This is a genomic window from Rhodococcus sp. SMB37 (assembly GCF_004345605.1).
Lineage (GTDB): Bacteria > Actinomycetota > Actinomycetes > Mycobacteriales > Mycobacteriaceae > Rhodococcus.
In genome coordinates this window covers 1-23,582 of sequence record NZ_SLVY01000004.1, presented here as the reverse complement: position 1 = coordinate 23,582, position 23,582 = coordinate 1, and the positions used below count along the sequence as shown (strand labels likewise).

Annotated in this window: 31 protein-coding genes, 1 tRNA gene and 1 riboswitch; of the genes, 17 read left to right on the top strand and 15 right to left on the bottom strand. The window is 66.0% G+C overall.

Annotated features, from left to right (window positions below):
- The first annotated feature begins 1 nt into the window (after position 1).
- The 6 genes from EV641_RS07855 (at position 2) to EV641_RS07830 (ending at position 4,192) form a co-directional block, all read left to right on the top strand.
- Positions 2 to 592 carry a DUF998 domain-containing protein gene (locus EV641_RS07855; RefSeq protein WP_132471410.1) on the top strand — a complete coding sequence of 197 codons (591 nt, stop codon included), beginning with the start codon at positions 2 to 4 and terminating at the stop codon, positions 590 to 592.
- Positions 593 to 635: 43 nt separating this feature from the next.
- A riboswitch (TPP riboswitch) is annotated at positions 636 to 727 on the top strand.
- Positions 728 to 785: 58 nt separating this feature from the next.
- Positions 786 to 1,562 carry a 3-oxoacyl-ACP reductase gene (locus EV641_RS07850; RefSeq protein ID WP_132471409.1) on the top strand — a complete coding sequence of 259 codons (777 nt, stop codon included), beginning with the start codon at positions 786 to 788 and terminating at the stop codon, positions 1,560 to 1,562.
- Positions 1,559 to 2,896, top strand: a complete 1,338-nt coding sequence (locus EV641_RS07845) for an LLM class flavin-dependent oxidoreductase (protein ID WP_132471408.1) — start codon at positions 1,559 to 1,561, stop codon at positions 2,894 to 2,896. Before EV641_RS07850 ends, EV641_RS07845 begins: the two co-directional genes overlap by 4 nt.
- Positions 2,897 to 3,028: 132 nt before the next feature.
- Positions 3,029 to 3,364 carry a metalloregulator ArsR/SmtB family transcription factor gene (locus EV641_RS07840; RefSeq protein ID WP_054713303.1) on the top strand — a complete coding sequence of 112 codons (336 nt, stop codon included), beginning with the start codon at positions 3,029 to 3,031 and terminating at the stop codon, positions 3,362 to 3,364.
- Complete coding sequence (locus tag EV641_RS07835; protein ID WP_132471407.1) at positions 3,357 to 3,809, top strand: SRPBCC domain-containing protein; 453 nt, start codon at positions 3,357 to 3,359, stop codon at positions 3,807 to 3,809. The genes EV641_RS07840 and EV641_RS07835 overlap by 8 nt, the downstream gene beginning before the upstream one ends.
- Positions 3,809 to 4,192, top strand: coding sequence for a TfoX/Sxy family protein (locus EV641_RS07830; RefSeq protein WP_054713305.1), 384 nt, complete (start codon positions 3,809 to 3,811; stop codon positions 4,190 to 4,192). Before EV641_RS07835 ends, EV641_RS07830 begins: the two co-directional genes overlap by 1 nt.
- Here the strand turns inward: EV641_RS07830 and EV641_RS07825 are convergent.
- A complete protein-coding gene (locus EV641_RS07825; protein ID WP_054713306.1) occupies positions 4,155 to 4,580 on the bottom strand; it encodes a pyridoxamine 5'-phosphate oxidase family protein in 426 nt (141 codons plus the stop codon). The two genes, EV641_RS07830 and EV641_RS07825, sit on opposite strands and share 38 nt — an antisense overlap.
- A gap of 44 nt (positions 4,581 to 4,624) precedes the next feature.
- On the opposite strand from EV641_RS07825, the gene EV641_RS07820 reads away from it, so the two are divergent.
- Complete coding sequence (locus EV641_RS07820; protein ID WP_241996938.1) at positions 4,625 to 5,224, top strand: cupin domain-containing protein; 600 nt, start codon at positions 4,625 to 4,627, stop codon at positions 5,222 to 5,224.
- Positions 5,143 to 5,376, top strand: coding sequence for a helix-turn-helix domain-containing protein (locus tag EV641_RS29680; RefSeq protein WP_241996935.1), 234 nt, complete (start codon positions 5,143 to 5,145; stop codon positions 5,374 to 5,376). Before EV641_RS07820 ends, EV641_RS29680 begins: the two co-directional genes overlap by 82 nt.
- A 69-nt stretch (positions 5,377 to 5,445) precedes the next feature.
- On the opposite strand, the gene EV641_RS07815 is transcribed toward EV641_RS29680, so the two are convergent.
- The 5 genes from EV641_RS07815 to EV641_RS07795 form a co-directional block, all read right to left on the bottom strand.
- Positions 5,446 to 5,521 (bottom strand) — tRNA-Ala (locus EV641_RS07815).
- A 149-nt stretch (positions 5,522 to 5,670) separates the two neighbouring features.
- Complete coding sequence (gene glpR / locus EV641_RS07810) at positions 5,671 to 6,525, bottom strand: gephyrin-like molybdotransferase receptor GlpR (RefSeq protein WP_132471406.1); 855 nt, start codon at positions 6,523 to 6,525, stop codon at positions 5,671 to 5,673.
- 265 nt (positions 6,526 to 6,790) lie between these two features.
- Positions 6,791 to 7,426, bottom strand: a complete 636-nt coding sequence (locus EV641_RS07805) for a GNAT family protein (protein ID WP_132471405.1) — start codon at positions 7,424 to 7,426, stop codon at positions 6,791 to 6,793.
- Complete coding sequence (gene glp / locus EV641_RS07800) at positions 7,423 to 8,685, bottom strand: gephyrin-like molybdotransferase Glp (protein WP_132471404.1); 1,263 nt, start codon at positions 8,683 to 8,685, stop codon at positions 7,423 to 7,425. Before glp ends, EV641_RS07805 begins: the two co-directional genes overlap by 4 nt.
- A 63-nt stretch (positions 8,686 to 8,748) precedes the next feature.
- Entirely contained in the window at positions 8,749 to 9,660 is a 912-nt protein-coding gene (locus EV641_RS07795; RefSeq protein WP_054716083.1) for a UTP--glucose-1-phosphate uridylyltransferase, read from the bottom strand.
- A gap of 61 nt (positions 9,661 to 9,721) precedes the next feature.
- Here EV641_RS07795 and EV641_RS07790 point away from each other — a divergent pair, with 61 nt between their 5' ends.
- The 4 genes from EV641_RS07790 (at position 9,722) to mscL (ending at position 12,032) form a co-directional block, all read left to right on the top strand.
- Positions 9,722 to 10,324 (top strand): 5-formyltetrahydrofolate cyclo-ligase, encoded by a 603-nt coding sequence (locus EV641_RS07790; protein ID WP_132471403.1) that lies wholly within the window; start codon positions 9,722 to 9,724, stop codon positions 10,322 to 10,324.
- A gap of 61 nt (positions 10,325 to 10,385) precedes the next feature.
- Positions 10,386 to 10,673, top strand: a complete 288-nt coding sequence (locus EV641_RS07785; protein WP_132471402.1) for an FmdB family zinc ribbon protein — start codon at positions 10,386 to 10,388, stop codon at positions 10,671 to 10,673.
- A gap of 111 nt (positions 10,674 to 10,784) precedes the next feature.
- The gene (locus EV641_RS07780) at positions 10,785 to 11,483 is read left to right on the top strand and encodes an SAF domain-containing protein (protein ID WP_132471401.1); all 699 of its coding nucleotides are present in this window, start codon (positions 10,785 to 10,787) and stop codon (positions 11,481 to 11,483) included.
- A gap of 120 nt (positions 11,484 to 11,603) precedes the next feature.
- Positions 11,604 to 12,032 (top strand): large conductance mechanosensitive channel protein MscL, encoded by a 429-nt coding sequence (gene mscL, locus EV641_RS07775; protein WP_132471400.1) that lies wholly within the window; start codon positions 11,604 to 11,606, stop codon positions 12,030 to 12,032.
- A gap of 85 nt (positions 12,033 to 12,117) precedes the next feature.
- Here mscL and EV641_RS07770 read toward each other — a convergent pair whose 3' ends face one another.
- The 9 genes from EV641_RS07770 to EV641_RS07730 form a co-directional block, all read right to left on the bottom strand.
- On the bottom strand, positions 12,118 to 12,756 hold the full coding sequence (locus tag EV641_RS07770; protein WP_132471399.1) for an MspA family porin: 639 nt from the start codon (positions 12,754 to 12,756) through the stop codon (positions 12,118 to 12,120).
- A 53-nt stretch (positions 12,757 to 12,809) separates the two neighbouring features.
- Positions 12,810 to 13,619 carry an MspA family porin gene (locus tag EV641_RS07765; protein ID WP_132471398.1) on the bottom strand — a complete coding sequence of 270 codons (810 nt, stop codon included), beginning with the start codon at positions 13,617 to 13,619 and terminating at the stop codon, positions 12,810 to 12,812.
- A gap of 813 nt (positions 13,620 to 14,432) precedes the next feature.
- Positions 14,433 to 14,930 carry a molybdenum cofactor biosynthesis protein B gene (locus EV641_RS07760; protein WP_241996929.1) on the bottom strand — a complete coding sequence of 166 codons (498 nt, stop codon included), beginning with the start codon at positions 14,928 to 14,930 and terminating at the stop codon, positions 14,433 to 14,435.
- A 74-nt stretch (positions 14,931 to 15,004) separates the two neighbouring features.
- Complete coding sequence (locus EV641_RS07755) at positions 15,005 to 16,231, bottom strand: trypsin-like peptidase domain-containing protein (RefSeq protein WP_132471396.1); 1,227 nt, start codon at positions 16,229 to 16,231, stop codon at positions 15,005 to 15,007.
- A gap of 149 nt (positions 16,232 to 16,380) precedes the next feature.
- Positions 16,381 to 17,760, bottom strand: a complete 1,380-nt coding sequence (locus tag EV641_RS07750) for a HAMP domain-containing sensor histidine kinase (protein WP_132471395.1) — start codon at positions 17,758 to 17,760, stop codon at positions 16,381 to 16,383.
- Between the two features lie 8 nt (positions 17,761 to 17,768).
- Entirely contained in the window at positions 17,769 to 18,458 is a 690-nt protein-coding gene (locus tag EV641_RS07745) for a response regulator transcription factor (protein WP_054720727.1), read from the bottom strand.
- A 137-nt stretch (positions 18,459 to 18,595) separates the two neighbouring features.
- Complete coding sequence (locus tag EV641_RS07740; RefSeq protein ID WP_132471394.1) at positions 18,596 to 19,744, bottom strand: RNA-guided endonuclease TnpB family protein; 1,149 nt, start codon at positions 19,742 to 19,744, stop codon at positions 18,596 to 18,598.
- Positions 19,745 to 19,828: 84 nt separating this feature from the next.
- Positions 19,829 to 20,086, bottom strand: coding sequence for a type B 50S ribosomal protein L31 (locus tag EV641_RS07735; protein ID WP_132471393.1), 258 nt, complete (start codon positions 20,084 to 20,086; stop codon positions 19,829 to 19,831).
- On the bottom strand, positions 20,083 to 21,324 hold the full coding sequence (locus EV641_RS07730; RefSeq protein WP_132471392.1) for a GTP-binding protein: 1,242 nt from the start codon (positions 21,322 to 21,324) through the stop codon (positions 20,083 to 20,085). The genes EV641_RS07735 and EV641_RS07730 overlap by 4 nt, the downstream gene beginning before the upstream one ends.
- A gap of 118 nt (positions 21,325 to 21,442) precedes the next feature.
- On the opposite strand from EV641_RS07730, the gene rpmB reads away from it, so the two are divergent.
- The 5 genes from rpmB (at position 21,443) to EV641_RS07705 (ending at position 23,461) form a co-directional block, all read left to right on the top strand.
- A complete protein-coding gene (gene rpmB, locus EV641_RS07725; protein WP_054719655.1) occupies positions 21,443 to 21,679 on the top strand; it encodes a 50S ribosomal protein L28 in 237 nt (78 codons plus the stop codon).
- The gene (gene rpmG, locus EV641_RS07720; protein ID WP_054719658.1) at positions 21,679 to 21,843 is read left to right on the top strand and encodes a 50S ribosomal protein L33; all 165 of its coding nucleotides are present in this window, start codon (positions 21,679 to 21,681) and stop codon (positions 21,841 to 21,843) included. Before rpmB ends, rpmG begins: the two co-directional genes overlap by 1 nt.
- Before the next feature lie 2 nt (positions 21,844 to 21,845).
- Positions 21,846 to 22,151 carry a 30S ribosomal protein S14 gene (gene rpsN / locus EV641_RS07715; protein ID WP_132471391.1) on the top strand — a complete coding sequence of 102 codons (306 nt, stop codon included), beginning with the start codon at positions 21,846 to 21,848 and terminating at the stop codon, positions 22,149 to 22,151.
- 10 nt (positions 22,152 to 22,161) lie between these two features.
- The gene (gene rpsR / locus EV641_RS07710) at positions 22,162 to 22,419 is read left to right on the top strand and encodes a 30S ribosomal protein S18 (protein ID WP_054719669.1); all 258 of its coding nucleotides are present in this window, start codon (positions 22,162 to 22,164) and stop codon (positions 22,417 to 22,419) included.
- A gap of 178 nt (positions 22,420 to 22,597) precedes the next feature.
- Positions 22,598 to 23,461, top strand: a complete 864-nt coding sequence (locus EV641_RS07705; RefSeq protein WP_132471390.1) for a DUF559 domain-containing protein — start codon at positions 22,598 to 22,600, stop codon at positions 23,459 to 23,461.
- Positions 23,462 to 23,582 lie beyond the last annotated feature (121 nt).

Sequence of the window (23,582 nt, the reverse complement as noted above, 5' to 3'; positions counted from 1 at the left end):
AGTGACGATCATCGGTTCGATCGCACTCACGGTTTTCGTCGTGATCTTCCTCGTCGACGGGTGGTCCCGCCCCGGCTACCACCCGGTGCGCCAGCCCGTCAGCGCGCTCGCGCTGAGCCGCCGGGGCTGGATTCAGGCCACCAACTTCATCGTGTGCGGTGCAGCAGTGACCGTCGGAGCGGTCGGCGTCGCCCACACATTCGGCAGTGTGTTGCTCGGCGTGGCGATCGGGGTGTTCGGGGTGTCGCTCATGATCTCGGGACTCTTCCCGATGGATGCCATGCGCGGATATCCGCCGGGCACACCGGACCGGACACCGACGGAATACACGCGCCGCCACAAGATTCACGACCAGGCAGGCGCGGTCGTGTTCACCTCACTTCCGGCAGCCGCGATCGTCACCGTGTTCACCGTGCCCGGCGCTGGATGGATTTGGTTCTCGGGGTCGACCGCCGTCGCGCTGACCATCGGCTTCGTCGTGTTCGGTCAGGCGTGGGAGAACGATTCCCGGTTCGCCGGACTTGTGCAGCGGATGGTGATCACGGTCGGCTGGGTGTGGCTCGCGTTGCTGTTCCTCCACGCCGGAACGTGACGCACTGCAGCATGGTCGAATCGAGATGCTAACCTGGCGTTGGAAACTCGACACGGGGTGCCGGACACGGCTGAGAACACACCCGTAGCACCTGATCTCGATCATGCGAGCGAAGGGATGCCGAGTCGGCGACAGACCACCGGTCCGATGCCGCCTGCGTATCCCTTCGGTCCGAAGGGAAGGCGTCACGACAATGCCCACAACAACATCGCTGGAGAATCGGATCGTCCTGGTCACCGGTGCCGGTCGAGGGCTCGGCCGCAGCATCGCACAGGCTTTCGCGGACGAAGGCGCGTCCGTCGTCGTGAACTACCGGCGCAGCAGCGACACGGCCCGCGCTCTCGCCGAGAGCATCGGCACCGAACGCGCGATTGCCGTGCAGGCCGACGTCACCGACCGCACACAAGTAGAGGCTGTGTTCGAGCGCGCGCGCGAACATTTCGGCCGTCCGGTGACCACCGTGGTGAACAACGCCCTGCCCGACTTCTCGTTCAACGGTGACGCCCGCGAAAAAGCGGATCGAATCGGCTACGGCGCGTTTGCAGCCCAGCTCGAAGGCATCGTCGGTGGTGCAGTGAACACCATCCAGGCCGCTCTGCCGGGAATGCGGGAAGCCGGCGGAGGCAGCATCGTCAACATCGGGACCAACCTGTTCCAGAACCCGGTCGTGCCGTACCACGACTACACCGCAGCCAAAGCGGCGCTGCTGTCGACCACCCGTACTTTCGCTGCGGATCTGGGCCCCGAAGGCATCCGCGTGAACATGGTGTCGGGCGGGCTCCTGCGCACCACCGATGCATCGTCCGCTACACCCCCGGAGGTCTTCGACCTGATCGCCGGCTCGACACCGCTGCGTAAGGTCACGACTCCGGAGGATTTCGCCGCCGCCGTGTTGTTCTTCGCGTCCGACTGGTCGCGCGCGGTCACCGGGCAGAACCTCGTCGTCGACGGCGGACTGGTGATGAACTGATGGCGGTGCGCACCCTGCATCTCAACGCATTTCTATATGGCACCGGCCACCATTCTTCGGCGTGGCGGCACCCGGACTCCGCCGCGGAGCGCATCGGCGATATCGCCTATTTCGAGGAACTCGCACGCACCGCCGAGCGGGGATGCCTCGACGCGGTGTTCTTCGCCGACGGCCACAGTGTGAACCCCGCGTATACGGCAGGCACGACGTGGTTTCTCGAACCGATCACCGCGCTGTCGGCGATGGCGCGGGCCACCGAGAGGATCGGGCTGGTCACCACGGTGTCAGCAAGCTTCTACACGCCGTTCCACGCGGCACGCATGCTCGCGTCGCTCGATCACATCAGCGGTGGACGCGCCGGCGCCAACATCGTGACATCGATGTTCGACGCCGAAGCCCGCAACCACGGATTCGGTTCGTTGCCTGCCCACGCCGAACGGTACGGAAGGGCGGAGGAGTTCATCGACGCGATTGTCGCGCTGTGGGATTCGTGGGACGAGCACGCCGTGATCGCGGACCGTTCGGCCGGGCGTTTCCTCGATGCCGCCGCGGTCCACCGGATCGATCACCGCGGCAGGCACTTCAGTGTGGACGGTCCGCTCACGGTGCCGCGCTGCCCGCAAGGACGCCCGGTGTTGTTCCAGGCCGGCGCCTCGGACACCGGACGTGACCTTGCGGCCCGCCACGCCGAGGCCGTGTATTCGGTTGCCTGGGATCTTCCGGCGGCGCTCGAATTCGCCACCGACCTACGTGCCCGCACCGCCGCCGCAGGACGTGACGCGACATCGATCGCGATCCTGCCCGGTCTCGTCACCTACGTCGGACGCACCGACGACGAAGCGCAGGCGAAGAAGTCGGAATTGGACGCGTATCTCGACATCGAGGGCGCACTCGCCCAGCTCGGGGCCTTCACCGGCCAGGACTACACCGGCCACGACCTCGACGCTCCGGTCTCGGACCTGCCGCCCATCTCGGAATTCACCGGCCCACAGGGGCGGTACGCGACGGTGCAACGAATCATCGAGACGCAACGACCGACCCTGCGAGAGCTGCTCGGATTTCTCGCTGCCGGCGGCGGTCACGCCACCATGATCGGCACACCCGAGTCGATCGCCGACCGAATCGAGGAGTGGTTCGTCGCCGGTGCCTGCGACGGCTTCAACCTGATGTGCCCTGCCTACCCGGATTCCCTCGACGACTTCGTCGACCTCGTGGTGCCGGAATTGCAGCGTCGCGGCCTGTTCCGCACCGAGTACCCAGGCAGAACCTTGCGCGATTCGCTGGAGCTGGAGGTGCCGGCACTGCCACACAGGCACAGTGCGGTGGTCGGATAGAGCACGAACCACGGTGCGTCGGCCAATGATTCATTTCGGATCACCGTCCCGAGTGCCCAAGTCCACGTATAGCCATGAGTACAAATACATATTTGTGTTATTGTCGTGACACTCGACGAGCGGAGGCGAACAATGGGTGCCGAGGCCGCGGTGAACCTCGACAGTGCGTTGCGGGCGCTTGCCGACGGGAACCGGCGGGCGATCCTACGGGTCATTCGCTCCGGTCCACACCCGGTGGGTTCCATCGCCGAGGAAGTCGGATTGTCCCAACAGACGACGTCGCACCACCTCGGCGTGCTCCGGAAAGCGGGCCTCGCAGCCAGCACTCGCGACGGCACACGCCATCTGTTCGCAGTGGACACCGACGGTCTTGCCGCGGTGCGTTCGTACCTCGACGATTTCTGGCCGCGGAAGCTGTCCGCGCTCAAGACCGTGATCGAGGCGAGGGAGGCCGAGAACCATGGCTGAGTTCCGAGATTCGATCGACATTGCCGCGTCTCCCGAGACGGTGTTCGAGTACCTCACCACGAACTCCGGGATGACAGCGTGGATGGGCCAGTATGCCGAACTCGACCCGCGACCCGGCGGCAGCTTCGCCGTCGACATCGCCGGATATCCGGTGCGCGGCGAGTATCTTCACGTCGACCACCCCACTCGGGTGGTCGTCTCGTGGGGATTTGTGGGGAACACGGTCCTGCCCGTCGGAGCATCGACGGTCGAGTTCCGGCTCACCGCCGTTGCCGGCGGCACCCGCGTCGACCTCATCCACTCCGACCTTCCCGACACCGAAGTGCCCGGGCACGCCCACGGGTGGGCACATTTTCTCCCCCGTCTGGCCACCGCGGGCTCCGGCGGCGACGCCGGACCGGACGAGTGGCAGCCGCTCGAGCAGGATGGCCCAAGGAGGCGCTGATGACTGCCGCGCAGACTGCCCTGATCGAACGCCTCCGCGAACTGCTCGACGCGGAGTCGGTGACGCGCGAGGTATCGATGTTCGGCGGTCGAGCGTTCATGGTCGACGAGAAAATGGTCGTCAGCGCGCTGAAAGACGGTGGTCTGCTGGTGCGCGTCGCCGCAGACCGACACGACGAGCTCCTCAGCAGACCCGGAGCGACGCAGGCCGAAATGGGCGCCGGACGCACGATGGGCCCCGGCTGGATCGACGTCGCTGCGGAAGCGATCCGCGACGACGAGAGCCTGTCTTACTGGGTCGCGATCGCGATGGACCACAACCGGCTCGCGCGCGGGAAAGCAGCGGTCAAAGCGCGTACCGGCGCACGGTCTCGGGGCGTATGACAATGCGAACCTGTTCTGCAGCCAGGATTTCGGCGAGGACGGAAGCACGGTCCGGGTCGCCGATATCCCAGTAGCGAGCGGCCAGTCGTGAACACAATTCGTGCGCCCCATCGGATTCGACCGTGATGCGGCCGGCGACCGAAATCCACCGTTCACGTTCGCCGACCGGGGCGGCGACGACGATCGAGGCCCAGGGATCACGTTGCAGACGCCGTACTTTCAGTGAGTCGGGAGAAGTGAAGATCTGGACGTTGCCCTCGGCGGTGGCCTCGAACCACACCGGCCGGGGCTGCGGGTGCGGCCCTCCGGCCACGGTCAGGAACCCGTGGAGCGGGCGACCGAGGAACTCCAGGTCCTGGCCGGTCAGCGAATCGGCAGCGGTGCTTATGACGGAAACATGAGATCAAGTCACCGCCTTGGGCACTGCATTTCGTGGACGGCGCGCCCCTGACGTTGTGCACCGTTGTCGGTGGGTCGAGCTGGATCGTCACGGAACATTGCCCACCCGAGCCACTCGGTGACCACGAGACGATCGTTGTGCGGGGGCCTGGGACGTTCACCTTCGTGGACGAAGTCGGTACGAGGGCGGAACCGATCGCGTGTGGTGAGCATTGCGCAGCGCCCGAGGAGGGCGGCACTCGACATCGGAGAGGCTGGAGTGACTCCAAAGACAACGGCGGCACCACACTGATCGTCGGCTCCTACCCGGTGCGCAGTGCGATCAGCCGCCCGCTGCTGGACGAGCTTCCTGTCGTGCTGCGCGTGGGCGCCGGGGGCACAGGCGATGCCGTGCTGGACCACCTCGCAGCCGAGGCTTCCATCGACGTTCCGGAGGCAGCAGGTCGTGCTGGACCGACTGCTGGATTGGTTGCTGGTGTGCACGCTGCGCGAGTCGTTCGACCGGCCCGGCGGCGCCGTGGACTGTTTCTTCGCTCGCCCACCGCACCGGGGTGTCGCGGTCGACCCTTGCCAAGCGGTTCGCCGATCTGGTCGGTGAACCTCCGCTGGCCTACCTCACCCGCCGGCGCATGACACTCGCAGCGGATCTACTGATCGAGCAGAAGGGGGCAACCATAGCGGACGTTGCCCGCGCCGTCGGGTACTCCGATCCGTTCGGATTCAGCGCAGCATTCAAACGAGTTCGAGGCACCAACCCGAGCGACTTCCGGCGAACCGGGGCGTGACGTCGGTCGGACACGCAACGCAACCTACGACGAAGGGCACGATCCGGATTGAGATCGTGCCCTCGAAAATGGTGGAGCTGAGGGGAATCGAACCCCTGACCTCTTCGATGCGAACGAAGCGCGCTACCAACTGCGCCACAGCCCCGAAGGTTCCGTAGAACCAACTCGCAAACCTTAGCAAACGCAGACCGCCAACACGAAATCGGTCCATACACGCAGGTCATAGCTCCACGAGCAGAAAAGCCCACACCGGGTGGTGTGGGCTTTTCGAAGTCGATTCTTCCGGTTTTCCGGTCATGCGCCGGAGGCGCGCCGGACCGGGAAGTCGTCGGGTTCGTCGTAACCCGGGCCGACGTAGTCGGGGTCGGCGTAGTCGTCGTACTCGTCATCGAACCTGTCGAGATGCTCGAATTCGGGATCTTCGTCGTCGAGTTCGAGAACCACCGCCCCCGGGCGTCGGAGCCGCGACGGAACTTCGCCGAAGTCCCCCTCGCCGCGCACATGTACCCCGGTTGCCGCCGACCGCTGCAGTCGGGCCATTCTGCGCCGACGAATATCCTGTTCGAGTCGGACCTGGCGGCGCAGATAGAACAGGTAGCCGACGAACGCTGCCACCACGAGGCCACATGCCCACCACATCACCGGCGACAGGATCAAGCCCAGCGCCGCAGTCATGATTGCGCCGATGAGCAGCCCCAGAACGGCGCGCTGGCGGAACTCGTAACGTTCGGCCGACGCCTCTGCGTCGGCCTGCGGATCGAATCCGCCTCGGCCGCGGCGGCGCGGAACGCTCTGCCGAACCGGCGGCCCGTCGACCTCGTACTGGTATTCGTCGGAGTTGCCCGGCGCGGCATCGTCCAGATCGGTGAATTCGAGTTCGGTGTCGGGCCTGTCGTCGGTCTGAGTGTTCATACGAGCCTCCGCATGGCGGTGCGTGTGATCACGACTCGGACGCCAGTTCGGATCAGTGCGGTGACCCGCCGCGGGCCCACGGGGGGCCTTCGGCTTCTCGTCACCGCGATGCAGAACCCGTGTTGCGAGTGCGGCGTCGGTCGTCTGACGGATACGAGGACGCTTCGTGACCAGCATGGGAACCAGGACGAACAACCACACGGCAACCAGCCCGATCCACAGGAGTGAGTTCGGCATTGCGGCGGCCCTCCTCCCAGTTGTCGCCTACCAGTCCGTCGACGCCACTGACCTTTCCCAGGTTAACGGCATCATCACTCTTATCCCTACAGAAACGCCGACTCAGACGGCTACTGCCGTCACACGAGTCACGCGAAACCATGTGACACACTCTTCACTCTAGTCACACAGATATATATCTGCGCTGGGGATTGTTACTCATGTTGCACGTAACTTGCATTACACGCAGCACATGCTTCACCCCGAATCGGACAGAGACGGACACTCAGGCCCAGGTCGCGCGGCCACTGCTCACCAATCGGTCTGCGACCGAGCCTGGCACTTCCTCGGCCGTCATCGCAACGAGAAGATGATCACGAAACCGTCCGTGCACATCGAGGTACCGCTGCAGCAGGCCCTCCTCACGGAAGCCGACATTGCGCAGGACCGCGCGGCTGGGCTCGTTCTCCGGACGCACCGTCGCCTCGACACGGTGTAGACCGAGGGGGCCGAAGCAGTGATCGAGCCCGAGAGCGAGGGCCGCCGTCGCCACCCCGAGCCCGTTGACTTCCTTCTCGACCCAGTACCCGATCCACGCCGACCGCAGCGCACCGCGCACGATGTTGCCCACGGTGATCTGGCCGCAGTACCGACCATCGAGCTCGATCGCCATGGGCACCATCAGCCCTTTGCGGGCCTCCGCGCGCAGACTCCGATACAGACCCGGCCACACCGAGATGTGGTGGCGCATCTCCCACGCAGACTCCCCCGTCGGCTCCCACGGCTCGAGATGGTCGCGGTCACGCGTGCGCAGCCGACTCCACGCGGCGGCATCCCTCAGACGCACCGACCGCACCGTCACCAACCCACCCGCGACGCGAAGCGGCCCCAGATCGGCCGGCCACCCGGGGTGACGACTCATCCACGCTGCCCGAGGAACGACACATCCACCGGGTCGCCCGTGCGGATCTCGGACACATCCGGCGGAACCAACACCAGGCAATTCGCTTCCGCTAGTGTCGCAAGTAGGTGCGACGACCCGCCCGCAGCGCCACCGAGGGCCTGCACCAGGTAGTCGCCCGTCGCCTCGTCGCGCATGAGCTGCCCGCGCAGGTATCCCTTGCGTCCGGGAATCGACGTGATCGGAGCCACCGTGCGGGCCGTGACGATCCGGCGCATCGGTTGACGTCGACCCAGCGCGATCCGGATGAGCGGACGCACCATCACCTCGAACACGACCAGAGAACTGACCGGATTCGACGGAAGCAGGAAGGTGGGCACCTCGTCGCGTCCGAGCTGCCCGAATCCCTGAACGGAACCCGGATGCATGGCCACCCGCTCGACCTCGAGCTTCCCGAGATCGGTCAGGGCCTCGCGGACGTCGTCGAGCGCACCGCCACCGACAGCACCTGCGATCACCACGATCTCGGAACGGATCAGCTGACCCTCGACCACCTCACGCAGCCGCTTCGGCTCGGTGCTCGCGATCCCCACCCGATTGACGTCGGCGCCGGCGTCACGCGCGGCCGCAGCCAGCGCATAGGAGTTCACATCGTAGACCTGCCCCGGCCCGGGCGTGCGGTCGATGTCGACCAGTTCGCCACCGACCGAGATCACCGACAGTCGCGGCCGCGGATGCACGAGCACCTTGTCGCGCCCGACCGCAGCGAGCAGACCCACCTGCGCGGCGCCGATGATCGCGCCCGCGCGCACCGCCACGTCGCCGGGCTGCACGTCGTCGCCGGTGCGTCGCACGTATTCGCCCGACCGGACCGGTTCGAGGACCTTGATCCGGGCGTCGCCCCGATCGGTGCTCTCGAGCGGGAGCACGGCATCGGCGAGTGTGGGCAGCGCCGCACCGGTATCGACGCGCACGGCCTGTCGCGGCTGCAACCGGATCGGCTGGCGCGAGCCCGCACGAACTTCGCCGACGACCGGCAGCGTCACCTCGGCGGATTCCTCGCCGGATTCCGGATCGGGGCGAGCGCCCACCGCCTGCACGTCGACGCTGCGGACCGCATAGCCGTCGATCGCGGCCTGGTCGAATCCCGGCAACGGCCGCTCGGTGACCACTTCTTCTGCGCAGAGCAGGCCTTGTGCCTCGGAGATCGCCACCCGCACAGGCCTGGGTGCCACGGCCGCCGCCGTCACCCTGGTCTGCTGATCCTCAACCGACCGCATACCGCTACTCGTCCTCCAGCCCGCACTACCCAGCGTCACCGTTCACAGATCACCCGGTCGACGTCACCGTTCGAGACGTTCGACCAGCCACTCACGAAGCGAGGGGCCGTACTCCTCGGTGTTCAACGCAGAGTCAACCGCAGCACGCAGGTAGCCACCGGGATTTCCGAGATCGTGTCGAGTGCCGCGGTGAACCACGACGTGCACGGGGTGACCTTCGGAGATCAACAGTGCGATCGCGTCGGTCAGCTGGAGTTCGCCACCTGCACCCGGTTCGATGCGACGCAGCGCGTCGAAGATCGCGCGGTCGAGCAGATAGCGGCCCGCCGCAGCGAAGGTCGACGGCGCATCCTCGATGGCCGGCTTCTCGACCATGCCGAGCACCTTGAGCACGTCGGGGTTGGTGGCGTCGGGCACGACCTCGACGTCGAACACGCCGTAGGCACTCACCTGGTCCTTCGGCACGTCGATCGCGCACAGCACGGAACCGCCGCGCTTGGTGCGCACCTTCTGCATAGTTTCCAGGACACCGACGGGCAGCACGAGATCGTCGGGCAGCAGCACCGCGATGGCGTCCTCGTCGTCGTCCAGCGCATCCTCGGCGCACGACACCGCGTGCCCCAGCCCGAGCGGCTGCGCCTGGATCACCGAGTCCACCTCGAGGATTCCGGACGACTTCCGGACCTTCGCGAGCAGCTCGTACTTGCCCTTCGCCTCGAGCTTGGACTCCAGGACCAGATCTTCGACGAAGTGCGCAACCACGCCGTCCTTGCCGGGCGAGGTAACGATCAACAGACGCTCGGCACCCGATTCGGCAGCCTCGCCCGCCACCAGCTCGATGCCCGGCGTGTCGACGACGGGGAGCAGTTCCTTCGGCACGGTCTTGGTGGCGGGAAGGAAACGCGTACCCATACCCGCTGCCGGCACGACCGCGGTTCTGAAATGCCGCGCGACCTCGGTCGAATTGTTCGTCATAAGTTCCCACCCTAACTTTTGCCGGCGAAGTGATGGCTCGGTGATCCTAAGGTTGACGACTATGCATCCCCCGACCAAGGCCGATTGGCGCACCAAGGTCCTCGATGGACGGCGCATCCTCAGCACCGAACGGCGCCGCAGCGAGAATGCCGCTTTGGCCACGTTAGCCGCAACACTCGTTCCCGCCGACACGACCGTGTGCGCGTACGTGCCCGTCGGGTCCGAACCCGGTGCGATCTCGATGCTCGACGCACTGGCCGATGCAGGAGCCGAAGTCCTCGTACCGATCACCCGGCCGGACACACCGCTGTGCTGGGCGCATTTCCTCGGCGCCGACACACTGGTCGCGGCAGGTTTCGGGCTTCACGAACCCACAGGCGACGTACTGCCGCCCGAGACCGTGGGCCGGGCACACACCGTTCTCGTCCCGGCTCTGGCGGTGGATCGTCGTGGCGTGCGGCTGGGCCGGGGCGCCGGGTTCTACGACCGCACGCTCCACCTGGCCGCGCCGGATGCGCGGATCGTTGCGGTGGTGCGCGACGACGAACTCGTCGACGAACTGCCCGAGGATCCGCACGACATTCGTATGGGGTGGGCGCTCACGCCGGGATCGGGGCTGGTCCGCCTCGGCTCCGGCGAGCGTGCGGAACAACACAGACCCTAGATTTGTTGGCACTGTCGACTGTAGAGTGCTAAAGCCGATCTCATACGCGGAGGAGTCCCCGGTGCCCACTTATTCTTATGCCTGCACGACCTGCGACAACAAGTTCGATATCGTGCAGTCGTTCAGCGACGAGTCGCTGACCGAATGCCCCCAATGCGCCGGAAAGCTTCGTAAGCTCTTCAACTCCGTCGGCATCGTCTTCAAGGGTAGCGGCTTCTACCGCACCGACTCGCGCAGCGGCAGCACCTCGAGCGAGTCCGCTACTCCCGCCAAGACCGAGACCAAGTCCGACCCGGCGCCCGCCGCGGCGTCCACGACGTCGACCTCGACGGCCGCAGCTGCCAGCTGACGATCCCGACTCCTCCCCGGAGTTGTCCACAGGCACCATGTTCATCCACAGGTTGCCCGATTCGCCGGTTTCTCAGGTCCGGCGGGCAGATCCGAGCCCTAGGTTCGGACCATGCCCGTCGGACTTTCGCCGTTTCGTGACCTCGCTCCGCGACCCGCGTCGTCGCTGGAGCCGAACCTTCCCGACCGCATCCGGCCCCTGCTGCACCCCGGTTGGGCCCGCAGCGTTGCCGTCAGGCGCGTCATCGCGGCACTCCTCGTCGTCCTCGCCGCGGTCTTCGCGCTCCGAAACGATCCCGCCACCGAACGAACCGCTGTGGTGGTCGCGGCTCGTGATCTGACTCCGGGTGTCGCGCTCACCGCCGACGACGTCGAGTTCGCCGATCGCGACACCTCCGCTCTCGTCACGGGCACGCTCACCGATCTCGCCGACGCCCTAGGCCACACACTCGCTGGTCCGGTACCTGCCGGCGAAGCGCTCGTCGATACGAGAATCCTCGGCCCCCGGCTTGCGGCTGCCGCCGTCGGTGCCGACGATGCGCGGGTCGTGCCCATCCGGCTTGCCGACGCGGGGGTCGGCCGGTTGTTGCGCGCGGGAGACAAAGTGGACGTCCTCACCGTCACCGGCGAGTCCGATGCCGCGATGGGCGATGCCCACGTGCTGGCCCGAGGAGCCGTGGTGGTGCTCGCCCAGCACGAAGAGTCCTCTGATCAGCGCGAACGCGTGATCCTGGTTGCTCTGGAGCAGGAGCAGGCCATGTCGGTGGCGGCCGCGTCGCTGACGAGCGCATTGACCGTCACCCTCCACTGACAGACCACATAGACGGTCTCCGCGGTTTATCGTCCCTCTATCGGCATGTGATGCGGAACACGCCGCCTCACGGACACGTCGATGCCGCATTCATGCGGTCAGGCCGAAAGGGAAAGCGCCATGCTGAAGGGTTTCAAGGACTTTCTGCTGAGGGGCAACGTCCTCGATCTTGCCGTCGCGGTGGTGATCGGCACCGCGTTCACCGCCATCGTGACAGCCTTCACCGAGTACATCATCGACCCACTCATCGCCGCTCTCGGCGGCGACAACGAGATGGGGTGGGGTTTCCAGATCCTCGCCGACAACCCGTCGACCTTCATCAACATCGGCGCCGTGATTTCTGCGGCCATCAACTTCATCATCATCGCGGCGGTCGTGTACTTCGTGCTCATCGTCCCGGCCAACGCGGCGAAGAAGCGCTTCGCGACCGAGAAATCCGACGAGAAGGCCAGCGCCGAAGACCTGCTGATCCAGATCCGCGACATCCTCGAATCCCAGGCTGCGCAGTCGGGTCAGGGCGGAGCACACGCAAAGCCACTGCCGGAGTAGCCGCTACAGGCAGACGAAGCTGGGCCCGCTCGCAGTGCGAGCGGGCCCAGCTTGTGGAGCGCCGGCTTACGCCGGGTGGTCCGTCTTAGACGGTCCAGGCCTGACCGTAGGTGGTGACGTTGTCGCCGTTCGCGGTGATCGCGCGGACGAACGGACGCACCTGGACAGCGCCGAGGACGCCGGAGGCGGTGCCGTGGACGTTCGAGAACTGAACGGTCTTGAAGTCGCCGTCGAACTCGCCCTCGGCGACGACGAGTTCCTCGATGCCCGGAGCCGGGGTCAGCTCGAGCTCGGCGTACGCCTGCGGGAGGATATCGGTGACCTTTGCAGTGACGTCGCCACCGAGCTTGGCGTCCACACCAAGGCCCGGCGTCGAGTAGGTGACGCCGATGGCGCCGTCGATGCTGCCTGCCCATGCGAACTGGTAGCCGAACTGCATGGTGGTGCCGGATTCCTTCGCAGCATTCTCCCCGAGGAGGTTCACGGTGCCGCGGCCGTTGTGGAAGAACTCGCGGTTGAACGGGCTGCCGCCGAGTGCCGGGACGCCGTGGATGAAGGTGTCTTCCTGCGTCACGACGACCTCGAGGCCGTCGGAGACGATGCGGTTCTGGTCGTTGACCTCGGCCGAAGCGGCACCCGAGGCACCGACGACCATGCCGAGAACGGCGGCACCGGCCAGGACGCTGTTGCGAGCGGCCTTGAAGCCACGCGACTTGATTCCCATGATTACTCCGTACTAGGTGGTGGGGATTTACTGCGGGATTGCTCGGACCGGACTCAGAGAGTCCAGACCTGGCCGTAGGTGGTGACGTTGTCGCCGTTGTCCGTGATCGCACGAACGAACGGGCGAACCGAGACCGGACCGATGACGCCGGTGGCAGCACCGTGGACGTTCGCGATCTGCACTTCCTTGAAGTCGCCGTCGAATTGGCCCTCGGCAACGACGAGTTCCGCAATGCCCGGCGCCGGGGTCAGCTCGACAGCAGCAGTGGCCTGCGGAAGAATGCTGCCGACCTTGTTCGTGACCTCGGAAACCTTGAGATCGCCGCTCTCACCGCTGTCCTGATAGAAGGTCTCGGTCTCGTAGACCGGATTACCCTTGTCGTCGAGTACGGGCTTGCCCTTATCGTCCAACGCCGGAATCAGATTGTCGTTCTCGTCGCGCTTCGGGATCTCAACAGGCGTGTACACCGCGGGGCGGGTCGCCTTGATGTCGGTGTCCAGGCTGGGAGTGGTCCAGCTGAACCCGATCGCACCGTCGAGCGATGCCGCCCACGCGACCTGGTAGCCGAACTGGAAGGTCGTTGCCTCGAAGTCAGCTGACTCGGGTCCGACGATGTGGGCGAGGCCGCGACCGTTGTGGAACCACTCACGGCTCAGCGGGCTGCCACCGATCGGGGGCACACCGTTGATGAAGGTGTCCTCCTGGGTGACGATGACCTCGTGGCCGTCGGAGACGATCCGGTTCTGATCATTGACCTCGGCACTTGCTGCCCCGGCCGATCCGAGAACCAGACCGGCCACAGCGGCCGCCGCCACCGTGGCGTTGCGGGCGGTTCGGAAACCGCGTCGCGTCTGAATCTTCATGAATGCCTCATCCGTTCTCTGCGTGCCGGTATGCGCGCCCGCGTCCGACAACTTGGTCGCCCTAGCCGTCCGCGAGGCGTATCCCACACAGAGCTCACCGCCGGTCGTTGCCGCCGGTGAACTCGTTGTTGATCAACGTCCGCACGGTTTGCGTTACCGATTCGTGATCAAAGGCTGGCCCCTGCGACCTTTCCTTGACCTGATCGAACCTGTGAGGAGATTAGACCGTGACCAATCTCGAGGCAATGGCTACAGCTGACCACCGGAACTCTCACGAAACACAGTCAGACACAAGCGGGAAACGCAAGATATGCGCTACCGGGATTCACCCCAAGATTTCGGACTGGCCTGCACCCATTGGGTGCCGTCATCAAGATTCGGACATTCATGCAGGTAATTGCCGCGATTACGTGCACTTTCAGTGCAGATACATGGGGTGGGTCTGTGACCATGAACACTCACCACGCGCGCCGCAGCCCCACCTCGCGGGGAAACATGGCGTTACGAACGGGTTGCGACACGCCGACACTGAGCCGGGCGCAAGACTTAAGTTACCCTATGCAAAGTGACTGATATCACAGTCCGCCGTGATGGGGCGGTACCTGGCGCTCGAGCCATTCGTCGGAGTCGCCCGATCGGTCTTCACCGACCCCGCGTTCGTCCTTCGTCGTGTCCGGAAGTGCGTCACCGAAGATCCGAGCAAGCCGCGCCCGGTCGATCCGGGCGCGGCTCCTCTGCTCTGGCGTAGTGCTGTCCGACGGTGCAGTGCTGTCGTTCTTGTCGCCGTCCGTCTTGTCGTCGGCAGAGATGGTGCTACTCCTCCACTCGCGACAACTCGTCGATCACGTGGGTCGCGAGCGGCAACAACGTCGCCATACCGTCGCGGATCGCCGCACGCGACGACGCAAGGTTCGCGACGAGCGTCGAACCCGACACCCCGACCAGACCGCGCGACAGACCCGCGTCGACGGCTCCCGATGCCAGACCGGACGACCGCAGAGCTTCGGCGATCCCCCGGACCTCGTGATCGAGCACGTCCGCGGTCGCGTCCGGGGTCACGTCGCGCGGGGTCACGCCGGTTCCGCCGACGGAGATCACGAGATCCACTCCCCCGATCACCGCGGTGTTGAGCGCGTTGCGGATCTCGACCTCGTCGGCCGAGACCGACACGACACCGTCGACGACGTAACCGGCTTCGACAAGCAGTTCCGTCACCAGTGGGCCGGTCGAGTCGGGGCTGTCTCCGTGCGAGACGCGGTCGTCGACGATGACGACAAGTGCGCGGCCCTTTCGGGGGGCTTCGAGTTCCATGGAGTCAAAGGTAGTTCGCAGGTCTTCCGGACGCGCTGTATGTTCGACAATCTCCATGATGTCTGCCTCCTGAATCATCGGCCACCATCCGCGTCGGAGGCGGTTTGAACATCGACCGTCGTCGGGTTGTTGCCCTGGGCGTCGGTGTACGTGACGCTCACCGTGGTGCCGGGTGCCTGCGAGCGGATCGCGGCGATCAGGGAATCGCCGTCTGTGACGACCCGGTCGTCGACCTTCGTGATGACCGAACCGGCGGGGATCCCGGCACGTTCGGCAGGCCCGTCCGGGACGACCTCGGCGACGGCGGCCCCGTTCACGGCTGCCTGTGCCGGGACCTGGACACCGATGAGCGAATGCGTCGCGGTTCCTGTGCCGACGAGTTCGTCGGCGATGCGCCGCGCCTGATCGACGGGGATCGCGAAGCCGAGTCCGATCGACCCGGACTGCTGACCCGAGGTCGCGATGGCGGTGTTGATTCCGACCAGGTTGCCTTCCATGTCGACGAGCGCACCACCGGAGTTGCCCGGGTTGATGGCGGCGTCGGTCTGGATCGCGTCGATGACGGTGTTCTGGTTACCGGTCTCGCCGCTGGTCGAGACGGGCCGGTTCAGGGCCGACACGATTCCGGAGGTCACGGTGCTCTCGAGACCGAGCGGCGACCCGACCGCCACCACGGGCTGCCCCACCTGAAGATTGTCGGAGTTGCCCATCTCGATCGGGGTGAGATCGTCGCGACCTTCGACGCGGATGACCGCGATGTCCGTGATCGGGTCCGTCCCGACCACGCTGGCCGGCGCAGACGATCCGTCGGAGAAGTACACCGTGAGCTCGGCTCCCTGACCGGCTCCGGTGACGACGTGGTTGTTGCTCAGGATCAGCCCGTCCGAGGAGAGAACGACCCCCGACCCTTCACCGGCACCGGTGCGTCCGACGACCTCGATGCGCACAACGCTGGGCACGACCCGCTGCGCGACCGCCTGCACGGTTCCCTCGGGGGCATTCGCCACCGTCGTGGTTTCCGGCCTAGGTGAGTCGAGTGCGTTCGTCACGCCGGCGCCCGACCCGGAATCGCGCATCGACAATGCTCCCACTGCGCCACCGATACCGCCGCTGACGACCGCCAAGGCGATGGCGCCCACGACGAGGGCAGTACGTCCGGACTTCCGCGGCTGCGTGGGCTGAGGTGCCTGCTGGTAAGGAGCCGTCGGTGGGGTTCCGTACTGGTGGGGTTGCTGCGGCTGCGCGGGACCGGGTTGTCCGGGCGCAGGCTGTCCGGAACCGTGGGTGGGGTCGTCGGTCATTTCGTTCGTCGCCTTCGTCCTTCGAGTCGATCCGAGTGGAGGGTGTGTACTCCATCCAATATGGACCTGTCGGCTGAGAAGCTCCTGAAGAATCGGCTCACAGTTTCCTGGCAATTACCCTTCTGTCCACTCCTGGGCTCTGTGCACTACTAGGCGTCGAGCTGTGGCGTGCCCGGAAGCACGATGCGGATGAGCGCACCACCGCGTTCCGATCTGTCCACCGCGATCGTCCCGCCGTGCTTCATCACGACCTGCCGCACGATCGCCAATCCCAACCCCGAACCGGGCATCGACCGCGCGGTGGTCGCACGATAGAACCGTTCGAACACCAGCTCCCGCTCTTCCTCGGGGATACCCGGCCCGGCGTCGTCGACGGTCAATTCCATGAGCCCGGGGCCGATCTGATGCATCCTCACCACCACGTCCTCGTCGGCCGGGCTCCACTTCGCGGCGTTGTCGAGGACATTGACCACTGCACGGGTGAGGGTCGCGTGGTCGCCGAACACGAACCACGGTTCGGTGACTGCGGTGAAATCGATCTCCGTGCGACGTCGCCGTGCGCGCTCGAGGCTGCGATCGACGACCTCAGCGATGTCGACGGCCTCGAATACCGTCTCCGGCGCCTCCTCCCGGGCCAGATCGACGAGGTCGCCGACCAGTGTCGACAGTTCCGCGATCTGACCCACGACGTCTTCGCGGAGTTCGGCCATGTCCTCGTCGGGCAGGCTCGGCGCCCCCGGGCGGCTCGCGGCGATGAGCAGTTCCATGTTGGTCCGCAGGGACGTCAGGGGCGTGCGCAATTCGTGGCCGGCATCGGCGACGAGCCGTGCTTGTCGTTCCCTCGATTCTGCGAGCGCCCGCAACATCATGTTGAAGCTCTCGGTGAGGCGCGCGAGTTCGTCGTGCCCGGTCACCCGGATCGGTCGCAGGTCATCGGTCCTCGCGACACGTTCGGCGGCGGCGGTCAGCCGCGCCACGGGCCGCAGACCGGTGCGGCCCACTGTCGCGCCGACGGCCGCGGCGAGCACCACTCCGCACCCGCCGACGACGAACAGCACGCTCGCGAGGCGGTTGAGCACCTCCACCGTGGGTCGCAACCGCTGCGCGATGACGATGGTGCTGCCGTCGGGGATCTGTTGCGCCAGGACCCGCTGCTGGTCGACAGTCCGCAACGACGACTCCAGCTCACCTTCCGCGACGGCGAGTTCCGGCGCGCCGATCGGTACCGACGATCCGGGCGGTACGTATCGGCCGAGATCCGGGTAGACGAGCGCGACGCTGATATCGGAGCTGTAGAGCTGGGCACCGCCGATGTAGCGGGGGTCGTAGGTGATCAGCGTGCTGGATTCGACGAGTGCAGACGCACGGGCCTGCAGTTGCTTGTCGATGTCGGAGTAGAGAGCACGCGAAACCACCATGTAGGCGGCGATGGACGTCACCGCAACCGCGAGAGCCACCGCCCCCGCGGCGAGCAGCGTGACCCGGGTGCGCAACGGCACCGACCGGGTCAACAGCATGGGGGGTCTCATCTGCCCACTCACGGAGGAGTCTCGCGCAGCACGTAACCGACGCCGCGCACCGTGTGGATGAGCCGCGGTTCACCGCCGGCCTCCGTCTTGCGACGCAGATATCCGACGTACACCTCGAGGGCGTTGCCCGAGGTCGGGAAGTCGTAGCCCCACACCTCCTCGAGGATCCGGCTACGCGTGAGCACCCGACGCGGGTTCGCCATGAGCATTTCCATGAGCGCGAACTCGGTGCGGGTGAAGCTGATCTGCCGGTCCCCGCGGGTGACCTCGCGTGTCGCGGGGTTGAGGGTGAGGTCTTCGAAGCGCATGGCGTCTTCGAGTCCACCGTCCGGATCCGGGGTGGCGCGGCGAAGCAGGGCCCGGAGCCGGGCGAGGAGTTCTTCGAGTGCGAACGGTTTGGGCAGATAGTCGTCGGCGCCGGCATCGAGGCCGGAAACTCGCTCCGACACCGAGTCGCGGGCGGTGAGCACGAGGATGGGCAGGTCGTCGCCCGTGCTCCGCAGCCGACGGCACACTTCGAGCCCGTCGACGCGGGGCATCATCACATCGAGCACCATCGCGTCCGGGCGGGCGGCGGCCACTTTCTCGAGCGCGTCCTGCCCGTCGGTCGCGAGTTCGACCGTGTAGCCGTTGAAGCTGAGTGACCGGCGCAGGGATTCCCGCACCGCCCGGTCGTCGTCGACCACCAAGATGCGCATGCGCACCATTTTGGCCCCGACCGCTGAGAGGTGCCTGAGAACGGTTGACGTCCTCCCGGCCGTGAACGACCGGGATTCCTCCCGCAGCACCACGCGCCACTCCGGTGGGTTCCTGTTTCACAGGGACTTACCTCCCGCTAAACGGCAGGATTTACGGTCCCTCCGCAGGCGTTTAACCACTCCGCACGTCCTGCGGCGTGGATGTTCTTCGCAGCATTGAGGTCGCGGTCGTGAACCACCCCACACGCCGCGCACTGCCACTCCCGAATCGAAAGCGGTTTCGGCCCGTCGAGCACCCCACACGTCGAGCACAGCTGACTCGACGGGAACCAGCGGTCCACCTTCACGAAGGTCCGCCCATACCGGGCGGCTTTCTCCTCCAGCATGCGGGTGAACATCGCCCACCCGGCATCGTGCACCGACTTCGCCAACCTGGTTCGCGCCAACCCGGTGACACACAAATCCTCGACGAACACCGCTTGATTCTCGCGGATGATCACCGTGGACTGCTTGTGCGCCCAATCCTTGCGGGCATCGGCCACCATGGCATGGGCCTGGGCGACACGGATACGCGCCTTGACCCTGTTCTTCGATCCCTTCTGTGTGCGGGACAGAGCCTGTTGCGCTTTCTTCAACCGCCGTTCGGCCTGGCGGAGGAACTTCGGGGACTCGATGACCTTCCCGTCCGAGAGCACCGCGAACGTCGCGAGCCCCAGGTCGATACCGACCTCCGCGTCGCACTCCGGCAACGGATCGTCGGTCGTCTCGACGACAAAACTGGCGAAGTACCTGCCCGCGGCATCCTTGATGATCGTGACCGACGACGGTACCGACGGCAGATCCCGCGACCACGACACTTTCAGCTCGCCGACCTTCGCGATGTACAGCTTCCGGTTCGGGCGCAGCGAGAACCCGTTGCGGGTGAGCCGGATCGCCTGCCGGTTGTCTTTGCGGGACCGGAACCGCGGCGGGCCGACCTTGCGGCCCTTGCGCTTCCCCGACATCGAGTCGAACCAGTTGCGGTACGCGCGCCGCGCGTCCTGACAGGCTTGGACCAACACCACCGACGCCACCTCGGCCAGCCACGCCCGTGGTGGGGTCTTCTTCGCTGCGGTGACCACCTGCTTCTGCACGTCGGTGTCCGAGAGCGTCACCCCGGCCGCGTACGCGTCCTGCCGTGCCCGGAGTGCATCGTTGAACACCACCCGTGCGCATCCGAACGAGCGGGCCAGCATGTGCTGCTGCCTGGGCGTCGGGTAGACGCGGTACTGGTATCGAAGCTGCACAGCAAGACCGTAGCCACGACCACCGACATGATTGATGCGCTGACCCGGCCCTGAAGGACCAGGCTTGCGCGCTACGTTCTCCGGTCAGCAGCGGGGACGCCTGGTCCCGTATTTGCGTTCGAACTTCTCGACGCGTCCGGCGGCGTCGAGCACGCGGGCCGTTCCTGTCCAGAAGGGGTGCGACTCATTGGTGACGTCGACGACCACGAGCGGATAGGTATTGCCGTCCGACCACTCGACCGTGCGATCAGAGGTGATCGTCGAGCGCGTCAGGAACGTCGATCCCGTATTCGCGTCCTGGAACACGACCGGGTGGTAGTCGGGGTGGAGACCGGATTTCATGGGTGACCTCTCATTTCAGAGCCTGATTCCGTGCGTTCGGTCGGCAGATCTGCGCACGGGTCCTGGTGGTAGTGGCCGAACGGGTCGTCCCACGTCGGCCACAGCTCGGGGTGGGCGAATTCGTCGTCGGTGAGGAGGGCGTGTCGCAATGCACCGAGCACGGTGTCGGGATCGGCGTCGTGGACGAGCACGACGAGAGAGCTGTCGCGGTCTCCGTAGGTGTCGCTCCAGCGCAGAGCAGCCATGGCACGGCGTGCATCGGGGATGCCCTGTTGTTGTCCGGGAGGCATCGACGCGAGCCACGGTCCACCGTGCGCGACGCGCAGTCCACACCCCGCAGACTCGATGATCAGCGCATTGTCGGGCTGGGTCGCAACCCAGGCGCGGCCGCGAGTGCGCACGACTCCGTCGAGCAGGACGTCGATCGCCTCGTGGAGTCGCTGGGGATGAAAGGGTCGCTGTGCGCCGAATTCGAGCAGCCGGATGCCGCAGTCGTCGTCGAGCGGTGGTTGGCCGCGCAACAGCGGTGAGTGTGCATCGGAGATCTCCCCGCGTCGCGCGCTGGACGGGATCCGCTGTAGCAGTGCCTCGACGTCGGGGTTCATGCTCCACGCGATGGGCGCGTCGGGTGCGAGCCTGGCCAGGACGGCGTGGAGCCGGGCCTGTGCCCAGCCGTCGGCTCCGGGCCGGACGACGAGAGCGTCTGCGAACTCGACCTGTCCCACCACCACCTGGGCGACGGTGCGTTCGTCGTCGGGTGTGGTCGCAATGTCCTCGTCGCCGGTGGCATCGGTCATCCACGTGGCGGCGTCCACGCACGTGACGACTCCGTCGATGCGCACGTCACGGGAGGCGGGACCGTCGATCTGCCCGACGACATCTGCGACGACGACGTGCTCGATCGCCCAGCTCAGTGCCTCGGGTTCGAGTTGCGGGTCGAGGTGGAGCACGATCCGGTCGACATCGGATCGTCTGTGCAGCCGGCGCAGCAACGGCAGGAGATCTTCCCGCAGGGTGCAGGACACACAGGCGTGCGCGAGTTCGAGTGCTTCGTGTCGCCGATCGTCCGACGTGGTGACCGTGCGGTGCACGATGCCATCGCCGACGTGCGAGAGGTCGTGGTGGACGACGATCGTGCCCGTCCGCAGGAACCCGTTGGCGACCTGTGCCGCGCCTGCATCACGAGTGTCGACTCCGCCCCGACCCGCCACGAGGATCAGCGGTGTCCTGGTATCCACCGCGCCTCCTTTCGATAATGATTGTCATTAGCCATTCGGCAGCGTACAGTCGGCCCCGCCATTTGTCGAAAATGATTGTCGTTACGCTCTACGGGGCGGCCGACAGGAAGGACACATCGTGTCGGCGCACTGCCAGGTCACCGGGCGCTCCCCCGGATTCGGGAAATCCGTCTCGCACTCCCACGTCCGCACCAGCCGGCGCTGGAACCCCAACATCCAGCGCAAGACGTACTTCGTCCCGTCCGAGGGGCGACGCGTCACGCTCACCCTCTCCGCGAAGGGCATCAAGACCATCGACCGCGACGGCATCGACGCAGTGATCGCCCGGCTGCGCGCGAGAGGAGAAAAGATCTGATGGCACGAAACGAGATCCGGCCGATCGTGAAGCTCCGGTCGACGGCCGGGACCGGATACACCTACGTCACCCGCAAGAACCGCCGCAACGACCCCGACCGCCTGGTCCTGCGAAAATACGATCCGACGCTTCGCAGGCACGTCGATTTCCGAGAGGAGAAGTAGCCGTGGCCAAGAAGTCCAAGATCGCCCGCAACGAACAACGCAAGCTGATAGTCGCGCGCTACGCCGAGCGTCGCGCAGCCCTGAAGGACACGATCCGCAGACCGACGAGCACCGACGAGGAGCGCGCCTCAGCACAGGCCGCCCTCCAGCGCCTGCCCCGCGACGCCAGTCCGGTACGATTGCGCAATCGAGACGCTGCCGACGGTCGCCCACGCGGCCACCTGCGTAAGTTCGGGCTCTCGCGAGTACGTGTACGCGAGATGGCCCACCGCGGGGAGTTGCCCGGCGTCCACAAGTCGAGCTGGTGAGGAGCGAAACATGGCAGTCAAACGAGGGCCGTCGAAGAAGTCGCGGGCCGTCGAGGGCCGCAAGCCGAAGAAGAACCCCCTCTTCGCGGCGAAGATCGACCATGTTGATTACAAGGATGTGAACCTGCTCCGCACGTTCATCTCCGACCGCGGCAAGATCCGCAGCCGCCGCGTCACGGGCCTGACCCCGCAGCAACAGCGCGAGGTCGCCATCGCCGTCAAGAACGCGCGCGAGATGGCTCTGCTGCCCTACGTCAGCAGCAAGTAGGACACACGCTCGAAGGCGCCCCTCCCGAACATTCGGGAGGGGCGCCTTCGTCGTCGAGTGTGCAGTTGTTGTCGTAATTCGGACGTTTCCGCGCCGAGTTGTGCACACTCGATCAAGTTATCCACAGGGCGCGAATCGGCACTTCCGCGAACTGCCTACATCAGGCAATGTCTCGAACGTGGGGGATTTCGACGTTCCGTTCCTCGGCACCGAAGCGGTGACTGCGGGCCGGTTGACTCAGGGGCAGCTCCGGAGCTTTCGCCGGGTACACCGGGGCGTGTATATCGATCCGAAAGTGTCGGTGACGCCGATACTTCGTGCGCAGGCAGCATGGCTGTGGTCGGGACGCAGGGGCGTACTTGCCGGCTGGTCGGCTGCTGCCCTGCACGGGTGCAAGTGGATCGATACGCGCGCGCCGGCCGAACTCATCCGCAGTGGTAGCCGACGTGCCGCGGCAGGACTCGTGATCCACGGCGACACTCTCCTCGACGACGAGGTGTGTCGCCTCGACTCGATGGCTGTCACCACACCGGCGCGGACCGGATTCGACCTGGGCCGATGGCTCGACCCCGACGATGCGATCGCCCAGCTCGACGCGTTGTGCCGTGTCACTCACCTCACTCCCCGCGACATCCACGAGCTCGCCGAGCGTCATCCCCGCGAGCGCGGACTCACACAGCTGGGCGACGTCCTCCCTCAGGTCGACCCCGGAGCCGAGTCGATTCCGGAGACCCGTGTTCGGCTGTTACTCATCCGCGGCGGGCTTCCCGTCCCCGAGACGCAAGTGCCGATCGTCGACGGCTCCCGGATACTCGCGCGAGCCGATATGGGATGGCGACGGTGGCGGACCGCCGTCGAGTACGACGGAATCCATCATTGGACGGACGAACGACAACGCACGCGGGACATCGAGCGATACGAGGCGTGTGAGTCGCTCGGCTGGTCGATGATCCGGGTGAACTCCGAGCAGCTGCGACGCCGGCCGGCGTCGATCGTGAACAGGGTCCGGCTCCGGCTTCGCGCCGCCGGCGCTCCGGTTTGAGTGTGCACCTGTCGTCGCGTGTACCTGGCGGATTCAGGACGCTAACGCAACACCCGCGATCAACTCCGCGAGCACGTTACATGGCTTCCTCCAGCCGAGTGTCTTCCGCGGCCGGATATTG